13 protein-coding genes are annotated in these 12,029 nt (G+C 43.6%); 2 read left to right on the top strand and 11 right to left on the bottom strand.

The features are described 5' to 3' along the window. Positions 1-84: 84 nt before the first annotated feature. The 4 genes from MKX68_RS19110 to MKX68_RS19095 form a co-directional block, all read right to left on the bottom strand. The gene (locus MKX68_RS19110) at positions 85-930 is read right to left on the bottom strand and encodes a carbohydrate ABC transporter permease (protein WP_017687022.1); all 846 of its coding nucleotides are present in this window, start codon (positions 928-930) and stop codon (positions 85-87) included. Then, positions 923-1,810: a carbohydrate ABC transporter permease gene (locus MKX68_RS19105; RefSeq protein WP_036668619.1), complete on the bottom strand. Its 888-nt coding sequence runs from the start codon at positions 1,808-1,810 to the stop codon at positions 923-925. The genes MKX68_RS19110 and MKX68_RS19105 overlap by 8 nt, the downstream gene beginning before the upstream one ends. Before the next feature lie 101 nt (positions 1,811-1,911). Then, entirely contained in the window at positions 1,912-3,183 is a 1,272-nt protein-coding gene (locus tag MKX68_RS19100; protein ID WP_091027983.1) for an ABC transporter substrate-binding protein, read from the bottom strand. A gap of 180 nt (positions 3,184-3,363) precedes the next feature. Further along, entirely contained in the window at positions 3,364-4,392 is a 1,029-nt protein-coding gene (locus MKX68_RS19095; RefSeq protein ID WP_091027982.1) for a LacI family DNA-binding transcriptional regulator, read from the bottom strand. Positions 4,393-4,681: 289 nt separating this feature from the next. Here MKX68_RS19095 and MKX68_RS19090 point away from each other — a divergent pair, with 289 nt between their 5' ends. Further along, complete coding sequence (locus MKX68_RS19090) at positions 4,682-5,044, top strand: iron-sulfur cluster biosynthesis family protein (RefSeq protein ID WP_340913707.1); 363 nt, start codon at positions 4,682-4,684, stop codon at positions 5,042-5,044. Positions 5,045-5,218: 174 nt separating this feature from the next. Here MKX68_RS19090 and MKX68_RS19085 read toward each other — a convergent pair whose 3' ends face one another. The 7 genes from MKX68_RS19085 to MKX68_RS19055 all read right to left on the bottom strand — a co-directional run bounded on the left by MKX68_RS19085 (position 5,219) and on the right by MKX68_RS19055 (position 10,104). Next, on the bottom strand, positions 5,219-5,626 hold the full coding sequence (locus MKX68_RS19085) for a hypothetical protein (RefSeq protein WP_340913706.1): 408 nt from the start codon (positions 5,624-5,626) through the stop codon (positions 5,219-5,221). Positions 5,627-5,758: 132 nt separating this feature from the next. Further along, positions 5,759-6,229 carry an NUDIX domain-containing protein gene (locus tag MKX68_RS19080; protein ID WP_340913705.1) on the bottom strand — a complete coding sequence of 157 codons (471 nt, stop codon included), beginning with the start codon at positions 6,227-6,229 and terminating at the stop codon, positions 5,759-5,761. A gap of 430 nt (positions 6,230-6,659) precedes the next feature. Further along, positions 6,660-7,565, bottom strand: a complete 906-nt coding sequence (locus tag MKX68_RS19075; RefSeq protein WP_340913703.1) for an AraC family transcriptional regulator — start codon at positions 7,563-7,565, stop codon at positions 6,660-6,662. A 199-nt stretch (positions 7,566-7,764) separates the two neighbouring features. After that, positions 7,765-8,277: a hypothetical protein gene (locus tag MKX68_RS19070; protein WP_340913700.1), complete on the bottom strand. Its 513-nt coding sequence runs from the start codon at positions 8,275-8,277 to the stop codon at positions 7,765-7,767. A gap of 242 nt (positions 8,278-8,519) precedes the next feature. Further along, on the bottom strand, positions 8,520-9,230 hold the full coding sequence (locus MKX68_RS19065) for a hypothetical protein (protein WP_340913699.1): 711 nt from the start codon (positions 9,228-9,230) through the stop codon (positions 8,520-8,522). 58 nt (positions 9,231-9,288) lie between these two features. Continuing rightward, a complete protein-coding gene (locus MKX68_RS19060) occupies positions 9,289-9,594 on the bottom strand; it encodes a hypothetical protein (RefSeq protein WP_340913698.1) in 306 nt (101 codons plus the stop codon). A gap of 33 nt (positions 9,595-9,627) precedes the next feature. Beyond that, positions 9,628-10,104 carry a hypothetical protein gene (locus MKX68_RS19055; protein WP_340913695.1) on the bottom strand — a complete coding sequence of 159 codons (477 nt, stop codon included), beginning with the start codon at positions 10,102-10,104 and terminating at the stop codon, positions 9,628-9,630. A gap of 236 nt (positions 10,105-10,340) precedes the next feature. On the opposite strand from MKX68_RS19055, the gene MKX68_RS19050 reads away from it, so the two are divergent. After that, entirely contained in the window at positions 10,341-12,002 is a 1,662-nt protein-coding gene (locus tag MKX68_RS19050; protein WP_340913693.1) for a PucR family transcriptional regulator, read from the top strand. Positions 12,003-12,029: the final 27 nt, after the last annotated feature.

Here is a 12,029-nt window from a genome sequence, read left to right as displayed (position 1 = left end):
ACAATCCCTTCTCCATGTACGGTAATTACTTCGTTGACCTTCAACGTCAGGTTCAGTACATACACAAACTACAGATACCTTCTGTTACTTGATTCCGCTGCTTCCGCCGCTAATGTTGGCTTCATAGACATAACGTTGTCCGAACAGATATACCAACACCATTGGAATCGTGAGGAACAGGGAAGCGATCATCACAAGGTTCCATGGTGGCATCTGCCCACCACCTACCGTAGTCAACAGCTGCACTCCAAGTGCCAGCGGCATTTTCTCCGGATCATTGATATAGATGAGCGGCCCCATGAAGTTGCCCCAGTTATAGGAGAATGAGAAGATCGCAATGGCCGCAAGTATCGGATAAGTCAGTGGCATGATGATCTTCCAGTAGATTCCCGGGTGTCCCATACCATCGATCATGGCGGCTTCATCCAGTGATTTTGGAATACTCATGACAAACTGCCGAATCAGGAATACGTTGAACGCTCCAGCGAAGAAGCTTGGTACGATCAGCGGGTAAAATGTATTAATCCAGTCCAGATGACGGAAGATGATGAACTGCGGTACCATCGTAACCTCACCCGGAATCATCATCGTACTGAGCAACACAATAAACAGGAAACGGCTGCCTTTTGCCTTGATTCGGGCAAAGCCGTAGGATACGATCGAAGCTGATAATACCGATCCGACAATCGTAAAGACGGTAATGATGACCGAGTTTTTGAGATACGTGCCAAGATTGTTATTCGTGAAGATGGTATAAAAGTTCGACCATTGGAACTCCATTGGTACGAAGGTAAAAGCTGATTTGACGGTTGTTGCGTCACTTGCCAGTGCAATGGAGATCATGTACAGGAAAGGTGAAGCAAGCAGCACCCCGACCAGAATCAGAAAAATATAGGATATCGTCTTCTCCACAGTCGATGGATTACTCATTGGCTTTTCCCTCCTCGTAGTGCACCCATAGCGCCGATGAACGGAATACAACGAGTGTCAACGCCATGATGATGATGAATAGTACCCAGGCAATCGCCGATGCATATCCCATTTTGTAGAATTGGAACGCATTCTGGAACAAATAGGGAACAACCATCTGACTTGAATTGTCAGGTCCGCCGGCAGTGACGATGAATACCTGCGCGAAGGTCTGGAGCGCTCCAATCATACCAGTCACGAGATTGAAGAAAATGACGGGAGTCAACATCGGGAATGTAATATGGAAGAACGATTGCGTACTCTTCGCTCCATCAATGGCAGCGGCCTCGTACAGCTCCTGTGGAATCCCTTTCATCCCTGCAAGCAGCAATACCACGCCACCACCTACACCCCATAATGACATGAGAATCAATGCAGGCTTAACCCAGTTCGGATCAAGAAGCCAGGCGGGACCCTGAATACCGAAGATCGCAAGTGCCTGGTTGATCAATCCTTCCGTCGGCGCAAGCAAGTGGATGAAGAGCAATGAACTCGCAACCACCGGAACAACGGAAGGCAGATAGAACAGAATACGGAAGAAGGTAATCCCTTTGATTTTCTTGTTCAGGTAATATGCAATCCAGAGCGAGATCGACATGCCCAGCGGAATGGATATTAGTGCATAGAAGAATGTATTGCCGACGGATTTCCAGAAGATCGGATCATCGGTCAGTAACGTTTTGTAATTGTCGATACCAATGAATTCAGGGGACTGGAACAGATCCCAATTCGTGAAGCTCATATAGATGGAAAACAGGATCGGACCCAGGGTCAGCCCCAGAAACCCGATCAGCCAAGGCGAGATGAAGATGTAGAACCATTTCCCGTCCTTTTTTCTCACGTTAAGCCCTCCCATGACGCAGAGAGCAGATGGAACCCGCATTCACGCCGATTCCACCTGTCCTGCTGTCGCTGCTATTTGTGCATGTTCAGAAAAATCCTCTATTTGTAGAGTCTTTCCAGTCCACTCTGAATTTCGGTTACCGTATCATCAAGCGAGGCTTTGTTGTTGAAGTACACACCCAGCTTATCGTTAATGAGCTTCATCATTTCGTTCCATTGTGGATTGAACGGTTCTGCATAGATCGTCGATTCACTGAACGCAGCCATGTTGATTTTTTTGCCGCCGTATTCAGCATTGAGGAATTCATCACTGGACAAACCTGCTTTGGTTGCAGGAGCATCCTGACCGGCTTTGACCATCGGCATCTGTGCTTCCGGTGTGGTCAGTGCTTCGATGACTTTGAAAGCTTCTTCCTTGTGTTTGGAAGCGTTGGTAATGGTTAACCCGTTAAAGAATGCATTTGTTTCGCCCCATACCGGAGAGATATCCCAATTAATGCCTTCCACCTTGGCAAGTGAACCGATGTTCCAGAACCCTGTTGTTTCCATGGCGATCTTGCCCTGAGCGAACAACGGATCGGCTCCGATATTCCCCATGTCGGCAATCTCGGTTGGTGTTGGTCCCGCACCGTGTGTGAAGGTCAGGTCATTCATGAATTGTAATGCTTTCCGCACAGGCTCTGTATTGAAGGTTGGTTTACCACTCTCATCGAACAATGAGCCACCGTTCTGGTAGATCAGCTGCATCCATTGCGGCCACCAGCTACCTGGGTAGTAACCCCATTGAACCGTTTTGCCATTCTCCTTCACCGTCAGCTTCTGAGCTGCCGCCATCAGATCATCCTGCGTCCAATCTTTGGTTGGGTATTCCACCCCAGCCTTGTCGAACAGATCTTTGTTATAAAAGAGGACCATCGCACCTGCCCGATCCGGCAAACCAAATTGTTTGCCATCATACTTCATCAGGTTGGCAATATCATCGGAATAACGCTCGGACATGTTCACATTGTTCGCCTGAATCATGTCATCCAACGGTATAATCTGATTCTTGGAGGCGTAAGCCTGATAGTTCTCGGCAATCATCATGATGTCCGGCGCCGTTCCCCCGGCGATCATGGTCTGTACCTTCTGGTCATAATCCCCTGCAACCACGTTCAGCTTCACGTTAATATCGGGATACGTCTGTTTCACAATGTCGAGTCGTTCCTGATAAATCTTCTTCTCATCCTCCGAGCCCCAGATCGTCATGCTCAAATCAACCTTGCCACCGGACTCGCCGGAAGAACCGTTTTTACTCCCGCTGCTACAGGCTGTCAGACCCATTACCATGACCAGCATCAATAACGAAATGACCTTTAAACTTCTTCTCATACGTTACGCCCCCTTGATATAATGAATGGATGACTACACTGAAACCCGTTTCATGAAATGGGTTTCATTAAGCTGAAACATAAAACCCGTTCCACTTTATGAAAGGGGTTTCATTCACGCACTCATTATATTTCACCCTTCGAGGAAATGTCAACGCTTTCTTTTCCAATTACAGGCCCTTTATCTTGCAGCAGGTCCTGTACTTTGACGCACAATCAGCTCCGGTTGCAGAATGATCTGCTTCTTCGGTTTGCCTTGGTTAATCAGCTCATGCAGCACATCCACAGCCTGTTTGCCAAGCTGATACGTATTCTGGGATACGGTTGTCAGTTCCGGTATAACGGCACTGGCGAGCGGTGTATCATCATAACCCACAATGGATATATCCTTCGGAATCGAGAGCCCATGCTCAATCGTTGACTTGATCGCACCAATCGCTGTGTTGTCATTAACGCAGATGACTGCGGTTGGCGGATTGTCACGATCCAGTAGTTTGGACATCTCCCGTTTGCCGTCGTCGATGGAGAAGCTGCCGAGCAGTTGCCGTTCTTTTGGTATTTCGAGTCCATGCTCCCGAAGTTTCTTCTGCACAGCTCTGACCTTGACCATGGTTGTGGACAACTCTTTCAGACCGCCAACAAAGGCGATATCGCGATGCCCCAGTTCAAGCAAATGCTCAGCTGCAAGGGCTGCCCCTGCCCCCTCATCCGTGTATACCCGGTGAAACCCGCCTTTCGCAATATTGCCATTGACCAGTACAATTGGCATACGCTTGCCCATATCAATCAATTCCTGAGCCATGTCATCCGGACAGACCTGCATGTTAATTCGCCCGCCGAGGAAAATAATCCCGTCTACCCGCTTCTCTCGCAGGATGGACAAATATTCAGATTCCCTGTTGTAGTCGCCTGCGGTATTGCACAGAAAGAAGGTGTACCCCAATCCGCGAGCCTCATTCTCCGCACCCCAGAACACTTCCGGGAAAAAGGGATTCGTAATGTCCGGCAGGATGATGGCGATGGTACCCGTCTCTTTCTTGATCAGACTGCGCGCCTGCGCATTGGGCTGAAACTGGTGTTTTTCAATGATGGACATAATCTTCTCTCGGGTGCTTGCACGCACAGGTGCCGTATCATTCAATACCCGGGAGACCGTCGCTACAGATACATTTGCTTCTTTGGCGATGTCGTATATGGTGATCGGTGTCATAGCGGAACCTTCCTTTTTCTCTAATTTTCCCTATTTTCCCTGCTTATCATACCAGATAAGGATTGGCGATGAAATGGGTTTCAGTGACGGGCGAATGATTTCACACTGAACCCATAGAAGTTCCGGGTATGACATTCATACATGAATGGTTCGTTGCATTACGCATTAGCGTCAATATTTTTACAGTACATGTTTGCTTTTCTTTATTTCACCTTCTAATCTGCGTTTATGGTCCATATATTAAATTGTAAGCGAATTCATTGGAGATTAGAGGAGTGTGAACAACGTCATGATCATTCAAGTCAGTCCGCTGGCAGAAGCAAGACTTACTGAAAAGCTGGGAGATCGACCAGGCTATTTCAAATTGTTTTATGATACCGATGGATGCGGTTGTGACGGAATTGCGGTACTTCTGATCTTGAACGAACCAGATAGCGATGATGTTACCCTAGAAGCGGGGTCGCTTCCCTTTGTAATCAACAAACAGCAGCAGATTTACTTTGAACCCTCTCTGCGTCTGCAATCCGAGCACAGTTTCCCTTCGTTCCGACTGAGCAGTGATTCCATGATCTATGGCAGTAATGTCAAAGTCCATGATTTACGAGATACCGCAGACGTAGCCCCTCAGCCCACTGGATGGTTTGTACGATAAACGTTGAATTAGCACTATAATCAAAACCTCCCAAGCCCACATGTCATGCGGGACGGGAGGTTTTTTTATCAATTTCAATGAGTTTATTAGGCATTATTTTTGTAACATTTCATATTCGTGCAGTGCCTCTGTACCTCTGCCAATCTATAGCCCGCCAATTCAATATCACTCAGATTACTTCACAAGAATTTCAATTGGATTCATGGTTAATGAGATATCCGCGGTCATATCCACAATGAGATTTTGTTTCCCTTTTTTGGTTACTATGAACTCATCTTCAACCTCAACCACTTGACCTGATTTAAATTCAGTTACATATCCCACATCCGTATAATTACGCTCCTCGTCACTACCGGAAAAGAAAAAACGAATGATAGGTTTTCCATGGGTTACTTCAACAGGTTTATTACCTGTATATTTTAATGTTCCTTTTACTTTAATTGTTTCACCCGTACTTAAAACTGTTGGTGTTGTTACTTCGAGAATAAAATCAGATGCTCCTACACGTTCAGTAACATTATCCTCATTTTTATCGGTTGATGAACACCCAGCTATTGTCATGGATACCGCTAATACCAACATTAAGATGTTATTACTCATTTTAATAATTTCATCTCACCTCTCTCATACTCTAACGAATGATGTATAGAAAGGGTTGCTCAATTGGTTCATTAATTCCCCTGGACTATCTTTTAATGTTGGTTCAATCATGTATCACACGAATTCAATTAACTTTCTATCTATTTCTGCGATATCACCAATATCCGATGTACCATCCCAAAGGATAATTGAAGAAGCTTCATCGTTTTCAACAAAATCATCAAGTTGGCACAGTTCACCCATGAACAGAGCTCCATACTCTGTCCGTTCAGGTCCATGAAAACTTGGCTGGAGTCTAAACTTCATTAGCCCTTTGAATTCAGCCGAATCCATATTTTGATTGGTTTCCTCAAACAATTCTCTAATTACACATTGCTCTGCATTCTCTCCAGCTTCAATAATACCACCTGGAAGTTCCCAGTTGTTTCTCCACTTATTATGCATGAATAGATACTTTCCTTGGCACTTCACCACAATTAGAGCATGTGTTAGTGGAGCATCCAGTGTGCTTGTAATGACCTTATCGTACTCGATACGAATAAATTCCAAAAAAATGTTACCTCTTGAATCTGTCATGATTGCCATTTTTACTCCTCCATTTCTTTTGTAACCAAAATAAAAAAACGCGCTCGACCTAAGTCCTGCGCGTTCATATATCACAGGATGGGAAGCGCGAATAGCGTTAACCCATCCCAATTTTTTAAGGAATGGATTAACGCTTTTCATGATGATGAGATTGTTTTAACTCTAAAATTAACATCGACCATTCTCCTAATCATCAATATATGGAAATGATACCCACCTTAGTACTTTACAGTCAAGTATATAATTTTGCTGATTTACCAATAACGTAACCTTACCGTTAGCTGAACAAAAGCAGCCGGTCACATTGATCAGCTACTTTCTTTGTATTATTGAGCTATTGTTTCTACGTTAGTTTCTGAAATGTTCCTTGTGACATATTCGAGTTAAGAAAACGCTGTGACCGGGCATGTCACAACCGCGTAGTTCCATTCTATCCCTCGACCCGATACCATAGTTCACAATATTCGTAGCCATCTACACTTGTACCATACATCTCGAAGTTGCCGCCATCTAAAATCGTAAATGTTGATGTTTGCAGCCATTCCGAAAATATTCGATTCTTCAAAGACCGTAAATCATACTTGCCGTTGCCATTACCATCATTTAATGTCGAAAATACTGCCCACGTAGATGCTGGAACATCAACAACTGTATATCCTTTCACCTTGCTATCAAGCGCTTTGTAACACCCGATCAGATAAGGGAACGTCGTATTGTTTGTGAATGTATAGGATTCGAATGCAAAGACAGCTCCAAGTTCCTTGCTGAAACTACTTTCGTCTCTCCAATCCCCGCTCACCGACTGGGATAATCGGTTCAACTCACCATTATTGCTGATGGTTTGCCAAACCTCAGGGATCGATATCCCCTCCTCATTCGCAATAGTGTCGTAACGGTAGATATCTTCCAGCCCATAAACTTGAAAAGCATCCCTTTTTTCAATCCGATAATTCATTCCAACAACTCCCTTTAATATGATTTGAAAGGAGATCCGAGGAAAGGCTTTTAACTCACTTCCGGCATTTCGCGCTAATGTAGGCGTCATTCCATGCAGATTTTGAAATGCTCGTGAGAATGATTCAGGTGTTTCATATCTGTACTTCAAGGCAATATCCGTCACAGTGTTCTTCCTGTTCTTTAAATCAAATGCAGCAAGCGTCAGTCTTCTGCGCCTGATATATTCGGATAAGGGGACATCAAGTACAAATGAAAACATGCGCTGAAATTGGTAAACTGAACATAAGGCGATTTTTGCAATTTGGTCATAATCAATATCTTGTTCTAAGTTGTCTTCAATATAGCTGACAGCTCGATTCATTCTCTCTAGCCAATCCACGACAATCCCTCCTTTCGTAAGAAGCATATCATCCGGTAGTTTATGTCGCCTGACTTTCCGTGCAGGATAATGTCAGGTGGTAATCATCTGTATACAGAAGCCTTGTTTCCTAAATTAATCCAAGTCTTTATTAGTTTGAATCATCTATATTAGTAGTATTTTTATACTCGATTGGTATAAAACTAACCTGACCGTTAGTTCAATAAGTTAGATCAACAGTATCGTCCGGGTCTGAACCAGCTGATCCCCATAATTCCCCCTCAACCTGATAACCGCCACCACTCCATTGAAGCAAGTAGCCTCCAGTACTCATCCCCTGTGTGAAACCTTCTTTACTATTTATCCAATCCAAAGATTCCCCAGGAGCAATCGTTCTAGCGAAATACACTTCACTAGTATCTAAGTGCGTTAAACTAACATTAACTTCATGCCTACTATTGTTTTTCATAAGCAGTTTTATATGTACAGATTCCGGATTTACGGAAAAGGGTTGCTGTACCGTTGCGCCTCCAGAAGCAATAAAGTGGGAGGGTGTACTCTCTTGTTCACTTAAAGAATTAGAAAGGGTTGTACTTTCGGACTTGCTTGATAATACACCAGTTTTTGGATTAGACATATTCTCTTGAGTTTGACTTGTTGAATCACAGGCGGTTACAGTCGCTGTTGCTAAAGCTAATGATATAACAGTAAAAAAAAGTCTCTTTTTCTTCATTACTTCATTCCTCGTATTCTTTTATTAGTTATTCTTAAAACCTATAAGAAGTTCCTCATATTCAACAACGCTATCAATCAATAAAAGTTACACCTGTAATTCGTAAGATGGCGTTGAGTTAACCTGCCTTTAGCTGAACAAAAGCAGCCGATCGGGTTGATCGGCTACTCTCTGGGTTTTATTGAGCTATCGTATTCCTTTAATGTATCAAATGACGACGGATATAATTTGACACTTCAGTATCATCGAAAACCGAGATGCTTTTCAACTTCCAATAACATCTGCTCTTTATTGGACTGAGGTGTTCTCATGAACCATTTTAATTGATACTGCTCTGCTTGTTGCAGGTAATGATTCGATGCTCTAACCACCGTGTTTAATGTTTCGTCCCGTGCACGTTGTGGATCTGATAAACTAGGGAACAAACCCTCCATGCCTCTCAGATGATCTCGATCCAGATACTCCGCTCGAATTAGGTCATCTTCTGCAAACATATAAACAACTCGGTTCGGGTTAACAATCTCCCTTAGATAAGCAGGTTCCATAAAAGTATCTACTACAATTGGCTTCTCTTTCCCCATCTGTAACAGATCCAAAATAATAAACTCCACGCTTTCATCAAACACTGAATTTAACCAGTGACTTCTATCGTTCCCACGCCCTAAAAAGAACCATTCCCAATCAATGAAGTGTCGCAAAATTGCTGGATGATCCTGCGGATTAGCCTTTTTTTGATAATCAAAAGTGTGGTCATCTGAAGAATAATAATTCAGATCCCATTTTGAAGAAAGCAACTTTGTCATCGTGCTCTTTCCACCGCAAGGGCCTCCGCATATCCAATAAACGTGATCTAAATATTGTCTTAATAGTCGGTCTGAAATTTTCATGGTACAACCATCCCCTTGTCTAATATTATTTCTTAAAAGGGATAATGTTTCTTTTCCTATTTGCACTAAATGTCCAGGTCGCTGGCATTGCCACACCGCCTTTCCGAGCTATTTTTTGATAAATTTATTCCTCGGAATCGCTTTTCACAAAGTAATTACCGTGAGAAAGAATCTGTTTGGTATCAGCAGTTAAATGATCTAAGTTATCCACCGTTTCATTTTCGGAAATGAAGGCGTCTTTCTCGGGTACCCTATTAAATGTTCCAAAAGAAGTCGTTATACTACTGACATTTTCTAGAGCTCTATTAATTTCCTCTTCTGATAATTGTACTGCAGGACCAAAATCCGGATAGTTTGGGTTATCCGCTTTAGCATCATCATAATAATTACTCGCATAAAAGCTTAATGCAGTCACTGCCGAAACAGTCATTATTAATGCCGTACTGATAAAGAATTAAAACAACTAATGATCTGTATACTGTAAAGTGTGAATCGGTGTACCTTTAGTGACTTCACCTGTCAATGTATTGATTTCTAGAGGCTCTACTAAAACCTTCCATCCATTTTCGCTTTTGAAAATTTTATACGGGAGTGGTGGTGACTGTTCGTAGCCTTGTCCTGCATACTTTTGAACTACATAAAGTTGAACTTCATCCGTGTTGATTTGTTTGGTTTCCACAATTTCATACCCTGTAGTTGGATTGGTTTTAAAATCCTTCACATATCCTTCTTCACGACTTTTCTCATCCAAATAATTGATGTCTTTAGAATAAAACATCATTCCCTCTACATCTTTAGCAATGTAAGCCTGAAAATACTCCGTTGCTGCTTCCATCGGTGTTTGGGCTACGACTCTTTCCGCAGTTGTAGTCGATGCTACTAAAATAGAACCAGCAACAACACCAGCAAGTAAAAGCGATACTATTCTTTTTCCTTTCATGGATCGAGAACTCCTTTTTAGTGTTCGAGTTAGTAATAATGATCAAATTTTATATAGACCTACTTAGTATAACGCATTGAATTATTGGAAAGTTTTTATATTTATGAGAAATTTGTTTACATCTATCTTTTATCCTCTTTATCCAAACTCTTCTTTACGCCCACCCCACTTAATGTTAGATTTTATAACATATCATTATGAAAGCGAGTGGGTTGAAGATGGATCTGCAACAGTTATTGACTATCCCCATTCTCTCCAAAGCAAAGGTTATTGCCGGGCATCGTGGCCTTGATCGCTTGGTGCAATCGATTAATATTATGGATGCGCCAGATATTGTCCAATTCCTGAAGCCGGGAGATATGCTGCTGACAAACGGTTATATCCTCAAAGACCGCCCCGATGCTCATCTTGCATTCATTACAGACATGCATACTATTGGCTGTGCGGCGCTTGCTGTCAAGACACAGCGTTTCTCTCTTGAGTTATCTCCGCAACTGCTTGAGACGGCCGACAAGCTGGGCTTCCCAATCATCGAGCTGTCTGAGATAGACAATACACTCGGTGAAATATTTCAACATTCGATCAGTGCCATCCTTCAGAACAAAACCCATGAGCTACATTACGCCTTGTCTATTCACAAGCAATTTTCCACGATGGTGATGCAGGGAAAAGGCATACCATCCATCGTAGATACGTTGTCTCAACTGCTATCCTCACCTGTGCTGCTGCTTGGTTCGAAGAAGCAGATTACAGCAAGCTCCTATTATGCACAACAGATGGATGACCAGTCTCTCGCCGCGCCCATACTGACATTTATAGATGAGCATCCTTCCTTCCATACCGCAATCTCGATCTGCCTGCTTACTACCGAGAAATATCGACACACCGAGCTTCATCCCATCTTCACAGATCGGCACGAGGGTTATTTGATCGCACTATACGACAGTTCCGCAACCTCCAAGCTGTCCACTCTGGCACTGGAGCAAGCCGTCAATGTGATCGGCCTGGAGTTAACCAAGAAGCAAGCCGTCAAGGAACGCTCCCGCCGTTACAAAAATGAATATTTCTCCGATCTCATTCAAGGCTTCATTCGTTCGGAACAAGAAGCGCTGCACCGCGGCAAAAAATATGGGCTGCAAGCCAAAGGAAGTTCTGTTCTCATCGTTGCCAAAAAGGATGAATCCTTAGCGGGCATACCTAAGCAGAACTCTACTTCCTCCGGGGAAGAGCGGTTCATCTCGGAACGAGACGCTAATTACGAGTTGATTAAGCAGGAGTTTGCCAAATTGGATCTCTCCTTTGTCATGTTCACAAAGAACGACCAGTTCGGCATACTCGTTTTTTTGGCCGAATCGTCTTGGGACGAACATACCGTTGTTCAGCAGCTTGAGCGGATTGCGACTAATCTGTATTCGGAGTCGCAGCTCAGCCTATCCTTCGGAATAGGTAATCCCTACACCAATGTATTGGATATAGGACTCTCCTATAAAGAAGCAGTCAAGGCGCTCCAATCCGGCTATCAGATGCGAAAGACACGCTTCGCTCATTCCTATCAAACCATGGATATAAGCCGTCTGCTGCGCATGATTCCCCACGATGAGATGCTGCAGTTCCATCACGAAACCTTTAAGGCCTTCGCTGACCGAGATCCAAATGAGCGTAACGAGCTTATGAAAACCTTGTCCTCCTTCTATGAGAATCATTGCCAGATCGTTGATACGGCGAAAGAGCTGTTCGTACATCGCAATACAGTGATCTATAGGTTGGAAAAATGCGAGAAACTGACCGGCAGGAACATTAAGGACCCGATGGAGAGCCTGCGCTTCCGACTTGCCTTCGCGCTTGAGTCCCTTTTGAATGTTAATCCAGCTCCTAGTGAAGCTAATCATACGTCTTAAACCGAGAATGTGTCATGTATAATGACA

This window comes from Paenibacillus sp. FSL M8-0212 (assembly GCF_038004645.1).
Lineage (GTDB): Bacteria > Bacillota > Bacilli > Paenibacillales > Paenibacillaceae > Paenibacillus.
This window is presented reverse-complemented; position numbering and strand designations above follow the sequence as displayed.